Annotated in this window: 23 protein-coding genes; 12 read left to right on the top strand and 11 right to left on the bottom strand. The window is 68.1% G+C overall.

Annotation, left to right across the window (positions count from 1 at the left end; translation table 11 throughout):
* Positions 1-17: 17 nt before the first annotated feature.
* The 3 genes from ENSA7_RS28975 (at position 18) to ENSA7_RS28965 (ending at position 3246) form a co-directional block, all read left to right on the top strand.
* Complete coding sequence (locus ENSA7_RS28975) at positions 18-1181, top strand: DUF3108 domain-containing protein (protein ID WP_106092620.1); 1164 nt, start codon at positions 18-20, stop codon at positions 1179-1181.
* A gap of 96 nt (positions 1182-1277) precedes the next feature.
* A complete protein-coding gene (locus tag ENSA7_RS28970; protein ID WP_106092619.1) occupies positions 1278-2729 on the top strand; it encodes a serine/threonine protein kinase in 1452 nt (483 codons plus the stop codon).
* Between the two features lie 13 nt (positions 2730-2742).
* Entirely contained in the window at positions 2743-3246 is a 504-nt protein-coding gene (locus tag ENSA7_RS28965; protein ID WP_106092618.1) for a gamma carbonic anhydrase family protein, read from the top strand.
* Here the strand turns inward: ENSA7_RS28965 and ENSA7_RS28960 are convergent.
* A complete protein-coding gene (locus ENSA7_RS28960; RefSeq protein WP_181234221.1) occupies positions 3243-5081 on the bottom strand; it encodes a histone deacetylase family protein in 1839 nt (612 codons plus the stop codon). The two genes, ENSA7_RS28965 and ENSA7_RS28960, sit on opposite strands and share 4 nt — an antisense overlap.
* Before the next feature lie 120 nt (positions 5082-5201).
* Here ENSA7_RS28960 and ENSA7_RS28955 point away from each other — a divergent pair, with 120 nt between their 5' ends.
* Positions 5202-5960: a FadR/GntR family transcriptional regulator gene (locus tag ENSA7_RS28955; RefSeq protein ID WP_106092616.1), complete on the top strand. Its 759-nt coding sequence runs from the start codon at positions 5202-5204 to the stop codon at positions 5958-5960.
* 44 nt (positions 5961-6004) lie between these two features.
* Entirely contained in the window at positions 6005-6670 is a 666-nt protein-coding gene (locus ENSA7_RS28950; RefSeq protein ID WP_181234220.1) for a sterol desaturase family protein, read from the top strand.
* A 9-nt stretch (positions 6671-6679) separates the two neighbouring features.
* Here ENSA7_RS28950 and ENSA7_RS28945 read toward each other — a convergent pair whose 3' ends face one another.
* Positions 6680-6928 carry a hypothetical protein gene (locus ENSA7_RS28945; RefSeq protein WP_106092614.1) on the bottom strand — a complete coding sequence of 83 codons (249 nt, stop codon included), beginning with the start codon at positions 6926-6928 and terminating at the stop codon, positions 6680-6682.
* 171 nt (positions 6929-7099) lie between these two features.
* On the opposite strand from ENSA7_RS28945, the gene ENSA7_RS28935 reads away from it, so the two are divergent.
* Complete coding sequence (locus ENSA7_RS28935; protein WP_181234219.1) at positions 7100-8281, top strand: hypothetical protein; 1182 nt, start codon at positions 7100-7102, stop codon at positions 8279-8281.
* 5 nt (positions 8282-8286) lie between these two features.
* On the opposite strand, the gene ENSA7_RS28930 is transcribed toward ENSA7_RS28935, so the two are convergent.
* Complete coding sequence (locus ENSA7_RS28930; protein WP_219908075.1) at positions 8287-8727, bottom strand: Uma2 family endonuclease; 441 nt, start codon at positions 8725-8727, stop codon at positions 8287-8289.
* A 289-nt stretch (positions 8728-9016) separates the two neighbouring features.
* Between ENSA7_RS28930 and ENSA7_RS28925 the strand changes: the two genes are divergently transcribed.
* Both ENSA7_RS28925 and ENSA7_RS42605 read left to right on the top strand, forming a co-directional pair.
* Positions 9017-9337, top strand: a complete 321-nt coding sequence (locus tag ENSA7_RS28925; protein WP_106092611.1) for a gluzincin family metallopeptidase — start codon at positions 9017-9019, stop codon at positions 9335-9337.
* 28 nt (positions 9338-9365) lie between these two features.
* Positions 9366-9458: a hypothetical protein gene (locus ENSA7_RS42605; RefSeq protein ID WP_181234218.1), complete on the top strand. Its 93-nt coding sequence runs from the start codon at positions 9366-9368 to the stop codon at positions 9456-9458.
* A 4-nt stretch (positions 9459-9462) separates the two neighbouring features.
* On the opposite strand, the gene ENSA7_RS28920 is transcribed toward ENSA7_RS42605, so the two are convergent.
* Both ENSA7_RS28920 and ENSA7_RS44310 read right to left on the bottom strand, forming a co-directional pair.
* Complete coding sequence (locus tag ENSA7_RS28920) at positions 9463-11166, bottom strand: hypothetical protein (protein WP_106092610.1); 1704 nt, start codon at positions 11164-11166, stop codon at positions 9463-9465.
* A gap of 128 nt (positions 11167-11294) precedes the next feature.
* Positions 11295-12272, bottom strand: coding sequence for a hypothetical protein (locus ENSA7_RS44310; protein ID WP_181234217.1), 978 nt, complete (start codon positions 12270-12272; stop codon positions 11295-11297).
* Positions 12273-12348: 76 nt separating this feature from the next.
* Between ENSA7_RS44310 and ENSA7_RS28910 the strand changes: the two genes are divergently transcribed.
* Positions 12349-13155 (top strand): hypothetical protein, encoded by an 807-nt coding sequence (locus tag ENSA7_RS28910; protein ID WP_106092609.1) that lies wholly within the window; start codon positions 12349-12351, stop codon positions 13153-13155.
* Positions 13156-13174: 19 nt separating this feature from the next.
* Positions 13175-14374, top strand: coding sequence for a rhomboid family intramembrane serine protease (locus ENSA7_RS28905; protein ID WP_106092608.1), 1200 nt, complete (start codon positions 13175-13177; stop codon positions 14372-14374).
* Here the strand turns inward: ENSA7_RS28905 and ENSA7_RS28900 are convergent.
* A complete protein-coding gene (locus ENSA7_RS28900; protein WP_106092607.1) occupies positions 14335-14793 on the bottom strand; it encodes a hypothetical protein in 459 nt (152 codons plus the stop codon). The genes ENSA7_RS28905 and ENSA7_RS28900 overlap by 40 nt on opposite strands.
* A 249-nt stretch (positions 14794-15042) precedes the next feature.
* On the opposite strand from ENSA7_RS28900, the gene ENSA7_RS28895 reads away from it, so the two are divergent.
* Together ENSA7_RS28895 and ENSA7_RS44305 are read left to right on the top strand one after the other, a co-directional pair.
* Positions 15043-16020: a zinc finger MYND domain-containing protein gene (locus ENSA7_RS28895; RefSeq protein WP_181234216.1), complete on the top strand. Its 978-nt coding sequence runs from the start codon at positions 15043-15045 to the stop codon at positions 16018-16020.
* 215 nt (positions 16021-16235) lie between these two features.
* A complete protein-coding gene (locus ENSA7_RS44305) occupies positions 16236-16379 on the top strand; it encodes a hypothetical protein (protein ID WP_181234215.1) in 144 nt (47 codons plus the stop codon).
* 52 nt (positions 16380-16431) lie between these two features.
* Here the strand turns inward: ENSA7_RS44305 and ENSA7_RS28885 are convergent, their stop codons facing one another.
* The 5 genes from ENSA7_RS28885 to ENSA7_RS28865 all read right to left on the bottom strand — a co-directional run bounded on the left by ENSA7_RS28885 (position 16432) and on the right by ENSA7_RS28865 (position 20243).
* Complete coding sequence (locus tag ENSA7_RS28885) at positions 16432-16974, bottom strand: hypothetical protein (protein ID WP_106092604.1); 543 nt, start codon at positions 16972-16974, stop codon at positions 16432-16434.
* A 22-nt stretch (positions 16975-16996) separates the two neighbouring features.
* Positions 16997-17581 carry an adenylyl-sulfate kinase gene (cysC, locus tag ENSA7_RS28880; RefSeq protein ID WP_106092603.1) on the bottom strand — a complete coding sequence of 195 codons (585 nt, stop codon included), beginning with the start codon at positions 17579-17581 and terminating at the stop codon, positions 16997-16999.
* 142 nt (positions 17582-17723) lie between these two features.
* The gene (locus ENSA7_RS28875; protein ID WP_106092602.1) at positions 17724-18320 is read right to left on the bottom strand and encodes a hypothetical protein; all 597 of its coding nucleotides are present in this window, start codon (positions 18318-18320) and stop codon (positions 17724-17726) included.
* A gap of 82 nt (positions 18321-18402) precedes the next feature.
* Positions 18403-18990: a hypothetical protein gene (locus ENSA7_RS28870; RefSeq protein ID WP_106092601.1), complete on the bottom strand. Its 588-nt coding sequence runs from the start codon at positions 18988-18990 to the stop codon at positions 18403-18405.
* 32 nt (positions 18991-19022) lie between these two features.
* Positions 19023-20243: a pectin acetylesterase-family hydrolase gene (locus ENSA7_RS28865; protein ID WP_106092600.1), complete on the bottom strand. Its 1221-nt coding sequence runs from the start codon at positions 20241-20243 to the stop codon at positions 19023-19025.
* Positions 20244-20348: the final 105 nt, after the last annotated feature.

Below are 20348 nucleotides of genomic sequence, written 5' to 3'. Positions count from 1 at the left end.
ATCCTAACATTGCCGGGATGTTCTCGACGCGCGCGATCACGGCTGCCCTCGCGGTCCTCGTCACGCTCTCGCTGGGGGCGCCGGCATCGGCCGCGGCGCCGACCAAGCGGGACCAAACCCAGATCGCCCGGCAAGCGCAAGAAGAAGCGCGCGCGCGGGCGGAGCAGAACGGGTCGATCGACGGGAGCGAGCCGCGTCGCTCGACTCGGGGCGACGCGAGCCGGCTCCCGCGCATGCATAGCCCCATGGTCCACGCCAAGCCCAAGCCCAGCCGCGAGCCGGTGGTCGGCTGGTCGTCGGCGCTCGGTCAGCCCGAGTTCGACGATCGCCGCCGCCGCTTGCCAGCCGCGCCCGTGCCCGCCGGATACATCCCCGCGATCCGGGTCGGCGAGCGGTTCGTGTTCGACGTGTACTTCGCCGGCAATCCCGCGGGCCTCGCTGAAGCTGGGGTCGTCGAGTATCAGGCAGATCCGCGGGGTGATGCCCCGCAAGGAAGCGGAAAGTACCGACTCGAGGGCCAGGCGGTCACTTCGGGCGTGGTCTCGCTGCTCGCGTCCATGGAAGATCGGATGATCACCTGGATCGATGCCGGCAACGGCGCGGTGATCTCCAGTGTCAACATCCTCGACCGCAGCGGGCTCGGGGTCGGCAAGGGCTACAGGCGGCGCGTCACGGAGATCGAGTACGAGGGCCGCGGCAGCATCCGGATCACCGACGCCAAGGACGAGAAGACCACCAAGATGACGCGCCAGGTCCCGCGCGACACCTTTGACCCGCTCTCGGCGATGGCCTGGGTTCGCTCGCTGGACCTCGCAGAGGGCGAGATGGTCTCGGCCCACGCGATGGACGGCAAGGTCCTGCTCAAGGTCGAGGTCATTGGTCGCGGCAAGGCCAAGCTCGATCCGATGCCCAGCGTCGCGCAGGGGCTCGGGGTGGGGCCCGACGACATCCACCTGCTCGAGGGCACCTTGTCGTGGGTCGACCGCTACGGGGCCGTACGCGAGGATCTGCGCAAGTACAGCTTTCGCGCGTATGTCACACACGACGAGCGGCGCCTGCTCCTGGCGATCGAGACCGATATGTGGCTGGGCGTGCTCAAGTTGGTGCTCAACCGCTACGACCCACCCAGCGCAGGGCATGCAGGGCATGCAGGGCACGGCCCCAGCCCGCGCCCGGACTGAACCCATGACCGGGTCTGTCGCGGAGGCGGGGCGTAAAAACGCCAACGATTCCGCGTTGGGCGAGCTTCGACGTTACAATCCGCCGGCGACGGCCCCATGGCGCAGAACTACAAACCACTCTACAGGCTCGCGGCTGGCGGCATGGCCGAGGTCTGGGTTGCCCAGTCGGTCTCGGTCGCGGGGTTCAAGAAGAAGGTAGCGATCAAGCGCATCCTTCCGGGGCTGCTCAAGGACGATCGCTTCGTCCGCATGTTCCTGGACGAGGCGCGGCTGAGCCTGCACTTCAACCACGCCAACGTCGTCACGGTCTTCGACCTCGGTAAGTCGGACGAGACCTACTTCATCGTGATGGAGTACGTCGAGGGCACGACCCTCAAGCAGGTGCTCGAGCACCTGCAAGAGCGCGGCAAGAAGGTCCCGCTGCCGCTGGTCATCTGGATCCTCAACGAGACCCTCAAGGGCCTGCAGTACGCCCACGATCTCAACGATCCCGACACCGGTGAGCCGCTGCACGTCGTCCACCGCGACATCTCGCCGCCCAACTTGCTGATCTCGTGGAACGGCGAGGTCAAGCTGACAGACTTTGGTCTGGCCAAGGCGACCTCGCAGCTCGAGTCGACCGACGCGGGCGTGGTCAAGGGCAAGTTCAGCTACCTGTCGCCCGAGGCCGCGCACGGCCAGCCGGTCGACGGACGCACCGACGTGTTCGCGGTCGGCATCCTCGCCTACGAGATGCTGACCATGCGTCGGCTGTTCCTGGGCGACACCGACTACCAGACCGTCGAGGCCGTCCGCGCCGCAGAGATCCCCAGTATTCGCGCGCAGAACCCCGATGTCTCGCCCGAGCTCGAGCGGATCATCCTCAAGTCGCTGACCCGCGACGTCAACGATCGCTACCGCAACGCCGCGGACTTCGCCGACGCCCTGCTCGGGTACCTGTTCGAGAACCGGCTCAAGGTCTCGGCCCGCGATCTCTCGACCTTGATGGGCGACCTGCGCGAGCGCAAGGAAGCCGAAGACAAGGTCAAGGCCAAGACCGATCTCAACCTGATCGAGCAGCTGATGGCCGAGGAGCTGGCCAACTTCCGCTCGATCGACGAGGACAGCGGCGAGGGCGAGGCCGGCGAGGCCACGGGCTCGCGCGCGCTGCTCGAAGACGACTTCGACTCGTCGGCGCCGCTGGTCGACGGGCTCGATGAGCTGATGGGACCCGACGCTTCGACCCCGCTGGGTTCGTCGTCCGTGTCTTCATCTCCGCTGCCCGCGGCGGGCGTCGGGCCCATGTTGGGATCCGGCGCTGGCCGGTCACCGCTGCCGATCCGAACCGGTGGTTCTGGTTCTGGTTCGGGCGCAGGCGCGGCTCCGGCCCGGCCCGAGCCCGAGGACCCGCCCGCGATCGAAGAGCCGCAGATCGCCGCGACTCGGCTGCCCAGCCCGGCCCCGCGCGAGACCTCGAGCAACGCGGGGATCTGGGTGATGATCGTGCTGCTGCTCGCCGGTGGCGGCGCGGCGGCGGCCTGGTACCTGAAGCTGATCCCGGGCCTGTGAGCGTGAGCTGTCCATGATCGAGCCCTTCGCTGGCAAGCACCCCCAGATTCACCCGAGCGCGTTCGTTCACGCGGCCGCCGTGTTGATCGGCGACGTCGAGGTCGGCGCCGAGTCGAGCATCTGGCCCAACGTGACCTTGCGGGGTGACGACGGTCCGATCCTGATCGGCAGCCAGACCTCGATCCAGGACAACAGCGTGATCCACTGCACCGAGGGCCTGTCGCACACCAGCGTGGGCGATCGCGTGACGGTGGGTCACATGGCCGTGCTGCACGGCTGCACGATCCACGACGACGTCCTGATCGGCATGGGCGCGGTGCTGCTCGACAACGCCGTGGTCGAGTCGGGGGCGCTGGTCGCCGCGGGCACGCTGGTGCCACCTCGCAAGATCATCAAGGCTGGCACCGTCGTCGCGGGTAACCCGATGCGGGTGCTGCGACAGTGCACCGACAAGGATCGCGAGATGATCGCGTTCTCGTGGCGCGCGTACGTCAAGCGAGCCGGCGAGTACCGTTAGAGCGGACCAAGCTCGAAGCGCGCGGCGGCCTCGGCCTTGCTCGCGGCCTGCTGCCAGCTGCTGTCAAACCGTCGGCGCAGGGCTGGACTCGACGGCAGGATCAGCGGCGCGGGCTCGTAGCCGCGCTGGTCGCTGGCGTCCGGGTTGCGCACGCGACCATGCTCGACGGCGTTGCTGGCGTCGGCGAGCGGGAGCCCAGCGAGCAGCTCGAGGAGCGCCCGAAACCGACCTTCGGCGACGGGGTCGAGGAACTTCATGCGCCCGTGATAGTGCGCGGCCACGTGGTAGTGCGAGGGCACGACCACGATCCCGTCGAGCTTCAGGCGCTCGCACACGACCAGCATCAAGAGCGCGACGTCGTCGAACATCCGCAGGCCGGGGTGGCGCTGACCGGGGAGCGGTGCGCGGCCGGCCGACCAGCTCGCGCGGGGGTTCTGCAGCAAGATCCACTCGATCCGCAGCAGCTCCATGCCGGGGATCGTCAGGCGATCGCGGGACACCCGGACCTCGATCAGCAGCAGCTCATCGCTGGCGTCGCCAAACACCCGCACGGTGTCGCCAGCCTCGGGATCCCGCGCGATCTCGATGCGGGGCTCGAAGTCCAGCTTGCGCAGGCGCGGCAGCAGGCCGTAGCGCTCGAGCGCAAGCTCGATCCCAGCCGGGGTGTAGTAGCCCAGCACCTTGCCGGGACCCGAGAGCCCGTTGTCGGCGGCCGCACCGAACAGATCCGACTCGTCGAATTGCAGCTCGCCCGGCGCGACGCCGGAGAGCTCGCGGGGATCGATGACCTGGGCCAGGTGACGGTAGCGCTCGAGGGTGATCGTCTGGGTCGAGGGCAGCCGCGGCTGGCTCGGGCCGCCGAGCGCGGCGATCAGCCCGCCCGCGCTGTGGCGCCACGCGTCGCTGCCGTAGCCGCCCGCCAACAGCCACACGATTGAATGGATGCCGCGCCTGTGCAGCTGGGTGATCACATACTGATCGCGCGCGAGCATGCCAGCGTCGCTGATGTTCCAGTTGCCGAGGCCGTCGTCGTGGGCGGGATCGCAGCCGGCCAGGTAGAACACCAGGTGCGGGCGGTGGCGGTCCAGCACCGGGCCCAGCTCCGCGCGCAGGGTGGCCAGGTAGAGGTCGTCGCCGACCCCGTCGCCGAGGGCGATCGCCGTCGAGCTCACGGCTTCGGTCGGGCCCCAGTGGGCGTTGTGGATCGAGAAGGTCCACACCGATGGATCCTCGGCGAACAGCGCCCGGGTGCCGTCACCGTCGTGAATGTCCAGGTCGATCACCGCGATCGGCTCATGCATCCCGCGGCTGCGCAGCTCGGCGATCGCGACGGCGACGTCGTTGATCAGGCAAAAGCCCCGACCGCGATCGCGGTGGGCGTGGTGGAGCCCGCCGCCAAGGTTGATCGCCAGCGTGTGCTGGCGCCGAGCGGCCCACGCGGCGAGCAGGGTGCCGCCGGTCATGCGCCGCTGTAGCTCGATGATCCGCGCGGCGACCCCGGGCGGCACCGACAGGCCGAAGGTCGCCTCGATCACCTCGGGCGTGGTCAGGCTGTCGACGTAGTCCGGCGCATGCACGCGCTCGAGCTTGGTCAGCGGGGCGATCTCGGGGATCACCACCGCCTCGCGGCCGACTACACCCTCGCGGACGAGCGCCGCCAGGATCCGCTCGCCGCGGAGTCCGTCGATCGGGACACCCGGGATCTCGTGCTGGTAGCCCTGGGTGTAGACCAGCACCGCTGGCTCACCGCGGAGCTTGGCCTCGAGCCGGCGGAGCCGATGCCGCAGCGCCAGGGGCAGCCAGTTCTTCGGCTGCAGCTGTCTGACCTCGACCACATTAGCTTTTAGCAGCTCGGAGTGACAAAAGCCTGCGCGCGCACCAACTGGTCTTACCAGTTGACCACCATTCCATCAGGTGATATCAGGTGACATGACCTTCGGGCAGGGGCCGGTGACATGACCTTCGGGCTGGAGCCGGTTGTACGCAGTTCGCTGTGTGACGCCGTTTTCGACCAACTCGCCGCGCAGATCCTCGCCCGTCGGATCGAGCCCGGCCAGCCGCTCCCGTCGGAGCGGGATCTGTGCAAGGCGCTCGGGGTCAACCGCGGCGCCCTGCGCGAGGCGCTCAAGCGGCTGGTCCAGGCCGGGCTGATCGAGCAGCGCCACGGCGGGGGCACGGTGGTGCTCGACTATCGGCGCAGCGGTGGCCTCGATCTGCTCACCCGGTTGCTGTTCTCCCCAGACGGCCAGCCAGATCTAAAAGTCGCGCGCGCGATCATGGAGATGCGCGCGGCGCTCGCCCCGGACATCGCCCGGCTCTGCGCCCAGCGGGCCACGCCCGACCAGATCACCCAGCTGCGCGCAGTCGTCCAGAGTATGCGCGAGGCAGCCGAGCCCGAGGATCTCGAGCGGCTGCAGGGCCTGTCGCTCGAGCTGTGGGAGCAGCTGGTCACCGGCGCCGACAACATCGCCTATCGCCTGGCCTTCAACACGCTGCGCCACACCTACGAGCAGATCCGCGGGGCCCTCGTCATCGCGCTGGCCAACGAGCTGCGCCAGGTCCACGCCTGCGCCCAACTGGTCGACGCGGTCGCAGCTCGAGACGGCGCCCGCGCCCACACCTGCGCCGGGTCGATCGTCGAGCGCGGCAGCGAAGGGGTCTTGGCCGCGATCGACCTGTTCGCCCAATTGCAGTCTGGAGCACCAAAAGCATGACTGAGAAAAAGCGCCGCGTTCGACTGGGGGTAAAGAACCAGCCCATGTATGCCAGGGCGCGCGATCTGACCCTCGCGCAGGCCCTGAACATCTGGCTGCGCGAGCTCCAGCCCAAGTTCTTGCTCCTGCACTTGCTCGCGTGGGTTGGCTACCGAATGTACCTACTCGGCCACGGCGACTGGGGCTGGTGGGACCTCGTTCCGGTCGCGCTGTTGCTCGCGCTGCACCCGTTCGCGGAGTGGATCATCCACGTGTTCATCTTGCATCACCGGCCGCGCCAGCTGCTGGGGATGCGCTGGGACTACCACGCGGCCCGCATGCATCGGCTCCACCATCGCGATCCCTGGGATCTGCGCTTCGTGCTGATGCCGCTGCCGATCATGGTGCTCGGGCTGGCGCTGGGGGCTGGGGTGTTCTGGCTGCTCGCGCCCACCGCTGGCGTGTGGGCCACGACCATGATCGCCACGGCCGGGATCGCTACCTATTACGAGTGGATCCACTTTTTGACCCATACCAGCTACCGCCCCAAGGGCCGCGTCTACGAGCGGCAGTGGCGGCTGCATCGGCTGCACCATTTCAAGAATGAGCGCTATTGGATGGGGGTCACCCGGCACCTCGGCGACGTGGTGCTGGGCACCCTCCCAGATCATGGCGAGGTCGAGACCTCCAACACAGCCCGCACGCTGGGGCTGCTAGACACCAACGACTGAGCTCCCAGCTCAGGTGCTGCAGCTACAGGCGAAGCTGACCGAGTCGGTGGGCCGATCCTCGTGGTCCATCTCGTCCTCCTTGCACATCTCGAGGCCCGCATCCACGTCGTCGAGGCCCTCATAGACAATCTCGCCGCGGCCGAGCTCGCTGTCGTCCTGGGCCTTCCAGGTGACGTCGCACGTGACGTCTTTCTCGGACGAGCAGGCCCCGAGCAGGCACGCGATCAGGAAGGTTGATGACCAGATGATGTGCTTCATGGCGACGCTCCACCGCGAATCTATCAGGTATTCGGGCGCGCAGGCGTGTTTCCACGTTGGTTCACGGGCGGGCGAGTGGGGGATCAACCGACATGAAGGTGAGCGCGGACCACCCATAAAAGACTTTGGTGAAGGGCCAGTCGGTGTGTGGACATGCTATGTTGGGCCGTCGTGGCCGGTCTGCCGACCTCCCGGCGCGCGCGGACCTTGCTGATGGGGCCGCTCGTGCTCTTGTTCGCTAGCTGCGAGGGCCGAACATTGCCGCCGCAGGACGATGGGATCGGGTTCGGCGAAGACGAGCTCGGCGACGGTGACGGCGATCCCGACTCGGGTGACGGGGACGGCGAGCCCGACAGCGATGACGACGGCAACATCGTCGACACTGGTTCCGCCCCCTGCGTGTCGGTCGTCAGCGACCTGATGATCTCCGACGACACCGCTCCGCAGTCGGTCGACTGCGTCGAGCAGGTGCTCGGCGACCTGACGATCGGCCCCACCACGCAGCTGATCAGCCTGGACATGCTCGCCAACTTGCGCGAGGTCGGTGGCACGATCTACGTGTCCGGCAACTTCTCGCTGACCAGCCTCGAGGGGCTCGAGCAGCTCGAGCGCGTGGACTGGCTGCACGTTCGACGCAACGACAACCTCGGTGACCTCCACGGTCTCGAGTCGCTCGCCACGGTCGACCACATCACGATCAGCAAGAACGCCGGGATGACCAGCCTCGCTGGCCTGCCGGATCACATCGCCCCGACCGCGCTCGAGGTCGCCGACAATGATCTGTTGCCGAGCCTCGACGGGCTGCCGCTGTTTTCGCTGCCAACCACCGGCAACGCGATAGCGATCGAGATCGAGGACAACTCGTCGCTCGTGGATCTGAGCGGGCTCTCGGACTGTTGCGCCTCGCAGCACGCCTCGGTGTTGATCGACGGCAACCAAGCGCTGACGGACCTCGACGGGCTCGAGGGCTTCTTGCGGCTCGAGAGCCTGCGCTTGTACGACAACCTCAACCTCGCGAGCCTCGACGGCCTCGAGAACCTGATCGACGTCCAGACCCTCGCGGTGAAGTACGACCACTGCCAGCAAAACGCGCAGGCGAGCTTGGTCGACCTCAGTCAGGCCACGAGCCTGGCGAGCGTCAACGTGCTCGAGCTCGAGTGGATCGGCAGCCTGACCAGCCTCGACGGGCTCGAGGCGCTCACGGAGCTGTCGAAGCTGGTGGTCCGCAATAACGCGTCGTTGCCGTGGGCCGACGTGCTCGCGCTGGAGTCGGCGACCGAGCCTGGGATCGTGGAGATCTGCGGCGGCGTCGGCGGTCCCGAGTGCTCGAACACCCCCTGTCCCATGTTCTAGGTGCGCTAGGCGGGGAGCAGCTCCCAGTCGATGCTGAGCCCGTCGAACATCCCCGAGGCGAGCTGACCCTTGGTCTCGCTGACCTGCGGCCGCCCAAACCGAGCGGTCGAATCAGGGCGCGAGTAGACCGTGACCACGTGCTCGATCGGATGGACCAGCCAGTAGTGCTTGACCCCGTGGGTTTCGTAGTAGCGCAGCTTGGTGACCTGATCGCGCGCCGCCGTCGAAGGGCTGAGCACCTCGATCACCCAGTCCGGACCACCCTGAAACCCATGCTCGTCGAGGCCCGCTCGATCACAGATGACCGCGAGATCGGGCTGGACCACCGTGTCGACCTGATCCGGCGCCGCGCCGCTCGGGCCCAGGCGCACGTCGAAGGGCCCAACGAACACTTTAAAGGGCCGATCAATCAAGAAGTTGGCGATCTGTCGGTACAGCTCGCCCACGACCCGCTGATGAGTCGCTCGGCGCCGGGCTCATCGCCACGGCGACGCCCTCGTGCAGCTCCCAGCGCTCACCCTCGGGCCAACGCAGGACGTCGGCGTAGCTGAAGCGCTGGGGCTCTTCGGCGGGCTTCGGCATGACGAGCCGAGTATACCTCTGAACCCGCTCCAATGGCGGAGCGCCGAGACATGCGCCGAGCGAGCCGGCGGCGCGCACGACGATCGCATCGACGCCCAGCTCCCGTTCGAGCGCGACGGTACGAGCCTGCATCTGGCGCTCCCGGCCTCGTCCGTGCTCGAGCGCGTCCGCGTCGAGTATGTGATCCCCGACGTCGACGCCCGCATGGGCTGGCTGGCAAACGTGTCGACGCTGCTGTGGCCCGACGGGTGTGGTCGGCTGTTTCCCTGTCACCCGCAGCCCGCGGACGGGCTGACCTTCCAGCTCGAGCTGAAAGGTCAGCCCGAGGGGCTGACGGCCGTGTACCCGCGACAGGTCGACACCGCGACGCCGGCTTACGTGCTCGCGTGGGCCGTCGACGACTACACCCGCATAAACCTCGGCGCGACCGAGGCGGGCACGCAGATCGTGGTGTGGGCGTGCCCACCTGCATGAAGCGGCGCACGGTTGGTTTGGCGACGGCGTGCGGACTTGTTGCTGGGAGGACTTCACCCTGTCCGAGGGAACCGCGAGCTACCTGAGCGAGACCTTGCCGCTCGACCTCGACAGTTGTTGAGCTTCTACATGGTCCCCTGGATGCGGGAGGCGCTGAGCTCGATGTCGGCCTGCGACCAGACATGCTCGAACATCGTCCGTACGGCGGCGGCTTCTTTGTCGCGGTGCTGAGCCTCGAGGCTCTGCAGCAGCCCCAGCATCGACCAGCCATTGTGTGGATACTGGTCCAGATCACGTCGGTACACGGCCTCGGCCTTGGCAGGCTTCCCGGCCCGCAGCAGCGCCAGACCGAGGGATTGCCGGGTTGGGTAGTACCAAAACGGCGGCTCCATGTAGGGCAGCTGATCCTGCGCTTGTACGGCGCGAGTGAAGTGCTCGACGGCGGCGTTGTTGTCGCCCTTGGCCAGCGCGATCTCACCGAGCAGCAGCTCGTCGGCGATCGTGAGCAGCACCGTGGCCGGGTAATCCACGCTGTCGAGAAACCGCACCTTGACCGAGTCACGCAACGGCACGAGCGCCTCGCGCTCGGTCCTCGCCGCGTCGAGGTTTCCCAGGTTGGCGTACGCCACACCGCGGGCGTAGTGCCAGATCGCGTTGGAGTAGTCGAATTGGGTGGGCGGCATCGGCTCGGCCAAGACTTCATTCCAGCGACCGAATTGCACGAGCGCCAACAGCGGAATTGTCTTGAAGAACTCGACCGAGGGGTACTCCTCGATCTGCTCCATATGTACATTATCCGCGACCTTGCGCGCGGCCTCGATCGCCATGGCGCTGCGCCCCTCCATGGTCGACGCGGCCCAGAGAAAGTGAATGTTGTGGGGGTAATACATCGCCGGGTAAAAACCCTGCGCGTTGGCTTGCGCGATGTATTTCTCGTCGACCGCCGCGGCTCGCACGTTGGCTTTTGTTGCGTCGTTGTAACGTCCAACCCTCCAGTAGATGTGGGCGGGCATGTGGACCAAATGACCCGAGCCGGGGACCAGGTTGGCCAGGGTGTCGGCGGCCTGCTCGGCGCGCTCCGGCTGAGACGAGGCCTCGATCGCGTGAATATACAGGTGCAGCGCGAGCGGGTGCACGGGGTTGCGCTCGATCACGGTCTCGAGCGTGTCGAGGACCTCCACGGTGCCGGGCTTGGGCTGGTCTGGGTCCAGCCAATAGTCCCAGGGCATCGTGACCATCATCGCCTCGGCGAACAGGGCCTGGATGTCGTCGTTGAGCGGATACTTGCGGGCGAGCTCGCGCATGGAGGCGGCATAGGCAAGATCCTGTGGCTCACGCTCGGCGTCGGGGTCGGCGCTGTATCGGGCGGTGAGCGCAGCAATGTAATCTCGCTCCAAATCAGAGGCGTAGGGCTTGCGTTCAATCGCTTTCTCCAGCGCAGCCCGTGCAGCCACGCGCTCTTCTTTGGACATCACAGCCTTGCCATTGCTAGTGACGTTGATGTTTGGACCCGTGGCGAGCGCCTCGCCCCAATAGCAGATCGCGCAGCTGTCATCGAGGCGCTGCGCCGCTCTGAAGCTGCGAATTGCCTCGGCGTGGTTGAATCCAAATGCTAGGACCATGCCCTGGTCAAAGTAGCGTTGTGCCTCGGGGCTCTTGCTGCTGATCGGAAAGTGATAATCGCCCATGCCCTCGAGCAGCGGCGCGCCGGCTCGGGTGGCGAGGTCTTCACCGGTGTCGGTGGCCGGATCCGGGGTCTTGGTCGACTCGGTGGAGCAGGCACCGAGGGCCAGCATCGTCAATAGTGGAATCGTCGTGCGGGTGTACATCTTCTCGCTAACTATAGTCACCCACACGGTGCCGGCACCGCGCGCGTGAGCGCAAATATGATCTCGACATCCAGCGCGACGACCAGGCGCTGACGCCGGTCAGCATGGAGTCCGGCGGTGAAGACCGGTCACTGCGGATCGGGGAAGCAGGCAAAACCGATCTCGCCGTTGGCCTGACCCCAGGCCAGGTTGGTGGCCTGAAACTGGGTCCCAAACGGCACAGCGATCGCGTTGATCGCGTTGAGATCGCTCTGATTGATGAAGCCCCAGTACTCGCTGGCGAGGTACAGCCCGCCGCCGTGGTCTTGCACGTAGTCGACGATCGTCTGGGCCGCGTTCGCGGGCGTTGACCCGAGCGTGCAGTAGATCACCGCGTCGTAGTCGGCGGCCAGCAGCGCGGGGTTGTTGACGTACTGGGCGGGCAGATTGGTGCCAGCGTAGGTCAGGTCTGGATACTGGGCGAGGTTGTTGCCGAGCCCACCGCACAGGTTGCGACCGAAGCTGAGCACCTTGGGCAGGTCGTTGCCGGTCTGCCCCAGCCACTGCCACAGTGGGCAGTCGGTGATCTCGTTGTTGAGCAAGTTGGTGTCGGCCGTGTAGATCACCCGGCCGCTGTCGACCTCATCGAGCGCGTAGATGATCTGGTCGCCCTGCAAGGTCGCAGAGCCGAGGTACTCGGTGCCGGGGAGCGCGACGAAGCTCGACGACTGGGTGGAGTTCAGCGTCACCATGCACTCGAGGCAAGGATCACCCGTGTCGCCGTCGCCCGTGTCGCCGTCGCCGTCGCCGGAGTCGCCGTCGCCATCACCGGAGTCGCCGTCGCCGTCGCCGGAGTCGCCGTCACCGGAGTCGCCGTCGCCATCGCCATCGCCATCGCCATCGCCATCGCCGGAGTCGCCGTCGCCATCACCCGTGTCGCCATCGCCGTCGCCGTCGCCCGCGGTCTCCGTCGTGCTGGTGGTGTCGGCGTCCGCGTTGCCAAACTCGGCGAAGGTCGTGCCGTCGGTGAGCCCGTCGTCGGCGCACGCGACGGCCAGCAGCAGCGGACACATGAGCAGGGGAGCCAGGTTCCGAGACAGCTCGAGGGGGCGCGTATGTCGATCCATGAGAAGGGCAGCAGGCTATCACGGCCCGCCCGCGTCGACGCCGGAATAGCGGCCCAGGATCGCCCGTCGAGGGTCCGTGACGCCGCCTCGCTTCGACCCCGACCGACCGATCGACCGGCCCGTTCGGCGGCGGGCGTCGATCATGGGCAGCCGGGGCGACGCCAGCCATTCGCAGGTGTGGGGACTCGCGCGGCTGCGTCGCTTCGAGCTGGCGGTCACGACTGGCCTGCGTCCGCCCACGCCGTTCGCGGCGGTCGTGCAGGCCGACGCGCTGCTCTCGATGAGCGAGGTCGTCGGCGCGCTGCAGGCCTCGGGCTGCGCCGAGCTCCACGTCGAGTTCGACACCCTGGGCGGCGTCGATGACGGTCGCGCCGAACAGCTCGCGCAGCTCGTGCACAGGCTGCAGCGGCAGGGCATGCGGGTGCATGGGAGCTTCACGCTCGGTCAGGATCACGATGACGCCGGCTGCTTCGAGCGGGTGGTCGCGTGGGTCGAGGCCCAGCGGCTGGCGAACGTGGAGCTGCGCCTGTGGACGCCCGACCCTGGCGGCGCGCTGATCCGCGAGCTCGCTCGCGCGGACCGGGTCCGCCACCGCGACCTCGAGCGCTGGGACGGCGCGCACGTGGTGGTGACACCGGCCCAGATGAGCGCGCAGACCTTGTATCGCGGGTGGGTCTGGGCACGGCGCCGGCTGAGCTCGCTGGGTTCGCGGTGGCGCCGTCGGCCCGCGGAGCTGACTGCGCTGCCCGGCTATCTGGTCGAGCTGGGTCGGGACGCGCTCGCCCCGTTGCGAGCGCGCGTGCGCGCCCGGCCGCGTGCTGGGCAGCCACCGGTGCGGGTGATGGCCAGCCCGCTCGAGCGAAACTGTCAAGCGCAGCCATGACGGGCGGTATAACCCCGGCGTGAGCGAGCAAGATCGAGACGGCGACGTCGTGTCTCTGGCGGATGGCCGCGCGCGCCAGGCTGCCCGTGAAGCCGAGGCCCAGCGTCAGCAGGCCCGCGAGCAGGCTCGCAGGCAGGCGGGTCAGGCCCCCCCGACTCCGTGGGTGACCTACGTGTTGCTGGGCCTCAATTTGCTGGTGTGGGTCGTGATGGTCTCGCTCGGCGTCGACGCCTACGAACCCAGCTCCGACATGCTGATCGACTTCGGCGGCAACCTCGGAGTCCGCACCAGCAACGGCCAGTGGTGGCGGCTGCTCACCGCGACGTTCGTCCACGGCGGCATCTATCACATCGGCTTCAACCTCTACTTTCTGTGGGTGATCGGGCGGATCAGCGAGCAAATCTACGGGCCCGCCGCGTATGGGCTGATCTACTTCGCCAGTGGGTTGCTCGCGAGCCTGCTCAGCGTCGCGTGGGAGCCCACCGCCGTCAGCGTCGGCGCTTCGGGGGCGCTGTTTGGGGTGTTCGGGGCGCTCATGGGCTTCACGCTCCGACGCCGCAGCGTGCTGCCACCCGAGTTCGTGGCCACGGTGCGGCGCAACGCGATCATCGTGATTGGCCTGAGCGCCGTGATCTCCGTATTGCGGCCAGCCATGGACAAGTTCGCGCCAAACGTCGAGGCCTCGGTGCCGTACGTCGACGTCGCCGCGCACGTGGGTGGGCTGCTCGCGGGGCTCGGCCTGGGCTACTTGATCTCGCGGCTGTCCGAGCGGCCGGTCTCGACCCCGCGCGAGCTCCGGGCGCTGCGTCGACGGGCGCTCGGGATCGCGGGTGCGGCCACGGTCACGCTGCTCGTGGGTGGTGGCCTGGCGCTGCCACGCTGGGATGATCCTTCGGCTGCGCTGTCGAGCGCGTACGATCGCGCCGTCGCGGCCGAGACCGCCTACAACGAGTCCGCGGGCGACGTCGCCAAGCGCCTGGCCGTGCTCGAGCAGCAGGCGATCCCGGCCATGCGCGAGTGTGTGGCCGAGCTCGAGGGGCTCGAGCGCCTGCCCAAGCGCGCGCGCGAGCGGGTCGAGATGTGGACACGCTACTGCGAGCTGGCCGGTCAGGCGTTTGCGAAGGATCTCGAGGGCCTGCGCAACAACGACGAGGCCGCGCTCGAGCAAGCGGGGGCGCTCTACCAGCAGGCCGCGGCGGCGCTGGGGCTCGAGGACTGACGCCGCGCCACACCGCCGAGGCGCGCACGCTCGAGCAGCTGACCGTGGTTCGTCAGATGCTCGCGAAGTCGCGCCTGGCCCCCGCCAGCGAGGAACTCGGGTCTATCGAGCGACGTGAGCCAACCGAGGCCCAATATGACGAGGTCCGGGCCGAGCTGCTCGCCGCCGTGGGCGCTGGGATCACGGAGCAGCACACGGTCGTCAATGATCGGCACCGGGGCCTCGTCGATCGGCTCGCCGCGCTCGATCGCCTCATTCAACTCGTGGACAGCCGCCACCAGGTGACCGACGACTGGCCCGAGGATATGGCGCCAGCACAGACCGCCAGTCGACGCGCGACGCTGACCAAGCAGCTCGCCGCTGAACGCCAGCGCGAAGTGCAGGCCGAGCGTCGCAAGTCGGCGCGCGCGGCCAAGCAAACCAGCAAGTCGAGTTCGTCACAGTCGTCGCACTCATCTCCCTCGTCGAGTCACTCCGACGCGCGCTCCGAGCCTCGAGACTGCTGCCGCTATTGCAGTGCGGGTCGGCCGTGCGGCGACTCCTGCATCGCCAGCAACAAGACGTGTAGGAAGCCGCGAGGTTGCGCGTACTGAGCGTCGGCTCGTGCGATTCGGTGCACACCATCGTCACCCGGTGACGGTGACTCGATGGACTATGCTCCCGCTCCCATGGCGCCGCTGCTCGACTACCCCGTGCAGGTATCCGAACTCGAGAAGATCGCCCGGCTCTCACCACCACCGCCCACGGTGGAGCGTGCGCCGCCGGGCCTCGCTGGCGCGGACGCTGCGGTCGCATGCCTCGTCTGCGGTAGCCGACCGGCGCGGGCCTGCGTGGTGTGTGGCGGCGTGAGCTATTGCGGCGAGGCCCACCAGCGCGTCGACGCCCGCTGGCACGACCTCGTCTGCGCCGACCTTCGGACGATCGCGCAAGACGCTGTGTTCGCGGCGAGGGGGTCCCTGGTCGACGCACTGATCGATCGGATTGGTCGGGCTCGGATCGACGATCTCGCGGGCTGGGACGACCTCCTCGAGGCCGACATTGTCGGGGCCAGGCGGCGCCTGTTGACCGATCTGGGCACCCGCCCGCTGACCCTCGCGCGCGCGCTCGCCGACCTCGACATTCCCGCGCGGGCGGCCCGATCAGGGGTCATCTCGATCCACGTGATGGCGGCGGACGAGCGCGAGCAACGGCTTCCACCCGCGCTCTGGGCCACGCTCGCTCGCCTGTTCCCCGGGACCCGCTTCGAGCTCGCGCTGGTCGGCCCAATGCTCGACGACTCACGCGTTCCCGAGTCCAAACCCGCCGATTCACCGCTGACGCTCCGCGCTCACACTGGCCTGTATCGCCGCAGCCTCTGGCGCGAGCTCGGCCGGCCGGATCTAGTGCTCGGCTACGACTGCGGGCTGACCCTCTACCCGAGCTGGAAGCCGACGATCCTCGAGCTGCGCGGCTCCGGCGTGCCCTTTGTCGTCACGAGCTATCGGTCGTGGGAGGCAGCGGCGGAGGCCCGCCTGCTGACCGCCGTTGGGGTGACGCGGGTGCTTGGTCCGGCGCCGAATCCCTTCGCGTCGCTGGCGAGCCAGCGGTCGTCGACGATCGCCAACGACGTCGCGCGCGACAACGCGTGGGTCACCGTCTGGCGTTGATCTGGCCGGCGACGCGCAACGAGACCTGGCATCGAGGTGCAACGCGCGAAGATCCTGCAGGCTGCGGTTGGCCTGTCTGTTCGTAAATTTGTTGCGTGTTGACGCAAGCGGTTCTTTCGCTCGTGCTCTCGTCGGCTCCACAGTCTCACCCGCCACCATTGGCGATCGTAGATGAGTACATCGCACAAGACGGTCGCCGCACGCGGTGGGCGTCGGTGCTTGTGGTCATCTGGAATGTCGTGCTGGTCGTATTCGTGGCACTGCTGGACCTGTCCCCGCTGGCCGCAGGTTTGATCGCGGGGATCCTCAGCTTCGCGCGGATCGGCGGACCCGAGGGGATCGACTCGATCATCCCCTGAGCGCGCCCCGGTCTCGCGGTCGGTCGCTGACGGTGTGGGCGAACGTCCAAATTCACACGGACACTGAATCCAGCCGATACGGCTCAGGCGGGACCCAGTGCTGTTCCGGCGCAACCAACCCCTCACACCGCACGCTCGAGAACGGGTGCGCCCGGACCCGCGCCAGGATCCGATCGAGCAGAGCCTGCGAGATCCACGGGTCCCGCGTGTGAATCGACAGCCCTTGGCTCGCGCCAAAGTTCGAGCGCGTGTACCAGACCACCGTCCACCGATAGCCCGAATCCGCCAGCACGACGATCGACCGATGCCTCGACCCCCACCGTAGCCCAGTCCCGCGCGAGAACAGCTCCCCTGGCCGCCCTGCCCGACAAGCCTGCACGACCAACCGCGCGCGCGCGCGCCCAAGCAGGTCAGGCGCACGAAAGCGCCGAGACTCGAGCAGCCTCGCGCGGCCATCTTCGCCGGGCGTGAGCAGGTCGTAGTCGATGCGGGGGTGGGTGGACCCGCGCCAGAACCCGTAGTTGGACACCAGCACGTACCACGCACCGACGAGGCGGCGGGGGTCGATGTCCGCGGCGGGGTCGGGGACGTCCACGGCGATCTACGGGGGTCTGGGCTCAGCCGAGCTTGCCAGCGTCACGCAGCATCTGGATCACGCGGTCGCGCTGCTCGTCGAGGTCACCGCCGCCGATCGCCCGCAGCTCGGGCGACTCTGGGGCTTCGTAGGGGGCCGAGATGCCGGTGAAGTCGGTCAGCTCGCCCGCGCGGGCCCGCTTGTACAGGCCCTTGGGATCCCGCTGCTCACAGACCTCGAGCGGGGTGTCGACCCAGATCTCGAAGAAGTCGCCGTCGTTGAAGCGCGCCCGGGTGGTCGCGCGATCTTTGGCGTAGGGAGCGATGACGGCGACGAGCACGACGAGCCCAGCGTCGACCATGAGCCGCCCAACCTCCGCGATCCGCCGGACGTTCTCGCGCCGGTCCTCGGGCGAGAATCCGAGGTCGGCGTTGAGGCCATCGCGGACCACGTCGCCGTCGAGCCGGTAGGTGTGGATGCCTATGCCGTGGAGCTTGCGCTCGGCCGCGCGGGCCAGCGTGGTCTTGCCCGAGCCACTCAGCCCCGTGAGCCACACCAGCGCGCCCTGGTGAGGCTTAATCTGCTCGCGCTCGGCGCGGATCAATGGCTTCGGGTCGACGTCGCTCATCGGGTGGCGAAGGTACCGCCGCGGGTGGCTCCTGTCGACTGATCTGGCGCAGCCTGTAGCGCGCCTGCTCGGGGTGCAGGAGGTCGTCGGTTTGAGGAGATGGGTCGCACGATCTGCGGAGCAAACCAGTACCGATGGGCGATCAGCGATAGGGATCGCCATTGACGGCAGTGAGCGTGCGCAGGAACGAGACGAGCAGGACGACGGCGGCCTCGAAGTCGGTCGCGGTGGCCTCGAGGTGGGCGCTCGAGGTGGCGGCGTTGGGCCAGTAGTTGCGAGCGCGCTCACGCTCGCGGGTGTCAGCGAGGGCCAGATCCGGGAGCCCGAGGTCGCGCAGACGGTCGACGATGTTGCTCGGCAGCTCGGCGACGGCCTGCAGCCACGCGTCGAGCAGCTCGCGCCCGCGCTCGCGCGGAGCTTCGGCGCCGATGTAGACGATGTCGCCGACCAACGACTCGCCGGCCTCGGCCCGCAGCAGGACCAGATCGAAGTGATCGACGACGCGATCGAGCTCCTCGGCGGTCACGCGTGTACACGCGACGAAGGGCTCGGGCGCGAGGCCGGCGACGACGTCGAAGGGGTCGTGGGCGTGGTCGTCGGCGGCCGGGAGCGGCAAGCTCTCGCGTCGGCGCTCGCGCCTCGCACGTCGACGCGAACGCGCAGACACCCGCCGACCCGTGAGGTCCCAGGCGAGGTTGCCGAGGCCAGCGGCGACCAAGAGCGTGAGCTCGACGAGCATCGGGCTCCAAAATAGCCCGAGGCGGGTCAGCTGCCAAAATCATGGCGGGCCGCGCTGCCGTGACGCCGCTGCGCGCTCGACGTCAGCGGTAGGGATCGTCGTCGCCCGCCTCGAGCAGCGCGACGGCCCCCTGCATGTGGATCACGGCCCGATCGAGATCCGTGATGGTCTGCGACAGGACCGGCTCGGTGTCGCGGCGAAATTCGTAGCGGACCCGCTCACGCTCACGCTCGATCACGCCGACGACGGTCTCGGGCCCCAGCGCAACGCTCCGCAGGCGCTCGCGGGTCTGGTCATCGACGTCGGCCCAGCCGTTGACCCAGCCCTCGAGCAGCCGCAGGGCGTCCGCGCGGGGCTGCTCGGCGTCGATCGTGACGACGCCAAACCGAGCCCGATCGCGGGACCGCAGCAGCAGCAGATCAAAGTGATTGATCAGCGCGTCGAGCTCGATGAAGGTCGCGCGCGAGAGATCCACGAAGCCGCGCAGCCGCGGCTCGGGCAGTCGGCGCGCGCGCTCGTCCTCGTCGAGCGCGACCGGCAGCGCGCGGGGTCGGGCCTCGCGGCGGGCCTCGGCCAGCTGCTTGGCGCGCCGGCGCCGAACCGTGCGATCCCACGCAAAATTGATCGAGAAGCCGACGATCAAGATGGCGAGATAGAAGAAGGGTTGCACCGGCGGACGTCCGTCGGGTCTACACGAACCCGTCACTCGATGCGATCGCCAAACCCGGCCGGGTCTTCGATCAGGAGGCCCAGCCAGTCGGCGACGCTGGTGCCGTCGACGAAGGTGGCGTCGTAGGTGGCGGTCAGGCCCGGGATCCCCGGGGTGCTGCTGTCGCTGCTGATCGTGGTGTGCAGCGAGCTGTCGAACAAGAACCGATGGTAGCGATCGGGGTGCTGGCTCGACAGCTTGGCGAGCTCGGCGGTCATCGCCTGCTCGTACTCGCCCGCGCCGAGGCCCAGAAACACGCCGCCGATCACGGCGTCGTCGTACGAGGCGATCGCGGCGAACCGCATGTTGGGATCCCGGTCCAGCTGCCAGCTGGGCAGGTTGGTGATGTGATCAGTGACGCAGTCGTCGCAGCTGTCGGGGAACAGGCGCAGGGCGTTCCACTCTTCGAGCAAGCCGGGAACGAACTCGAAGTCGCCGGGCTTGCCAATGCCGACGCCACAGTCGGCGACGATGATCAGCTCGGCGTCGGGCCACAGCGTGCGAACCAGCATGTTGGACAGGTGGACCCCGTAGCTGCCCGCGCTGCTGCCCGCGAGCACGATCCGCTTGGCGTCGGGGAACGCGTCGTGGGCGACGTCGAGCCCGGCCGAGAGGTTGATGAGCCCGTGATGGAAGCGATCGATCTCACCGTCGTCGTCATCGTCGATCTCGACGTCACCCGTGAACAGCGAGCCGTCGCAGTAGGGCAGGTAGACGGCGTTCCAGTCGGCGAACACGTTCTCGGGTATGGCGCGGTTGAGCATGCCCGCCTCGGGGATGCCCGGCTGGCCCACGCTCTCGAACGCGGTGCACAGATCCGACCAGCACGCGCCGCCGCCTTGTTGATAGATGACGAGATCGGCGCTGTCCTGGGTGCCGGAGCGGGCCGAGACCCAGTACGAGCCGCCGCGCAGGCACATCGGGCCGTCGGCGGGATCGAACAGGTAGTGGGTGGCGATCCCATCTTCGATGACCTCCGAGGGTTCGATGGTGCCGAGGTAGTCGCCGAGCCCCTGCTCGACGACCTCGGCGAACGGGTTGCCTGGTTCTGCGGTCTCGCCTGAAGTCTCACCCGCGGTCTCGCCCGAGGTCTCGTCGCCGTCACCACTGTCTGATCCAGACTCGCTCGCGGTGGGCGGTGGGTCGTCGCCCGAGCAGGCGGTGAGGCTGGCGGCGAGCGCGAGGAGCGTGGAGAGCGAGGCGGTGAGGCGCACGCCGGGAGTCTACTCGGATCTCCTCGGTTCCGGGTGGGGACGCGAAAACGCCCGTACGTCGCCGCGTAGGCACCGCTACACGTGTTTCGTCTGGTTCGTGGTGAC

The organism is Enhygromyxa salina (genome assembly GCF_002994635.1).
Classification (GTDB): Bacteria; Myxococcota_A; Polyangia; order Nannocystales; family Nannocystaceae; genus Plesiocystis; species Plesiocystis salina_B.
Note: the sequence above shows the minus strand (reverse complement) of the source record. Positions and strands in the feature narration are given on the sequence as shown.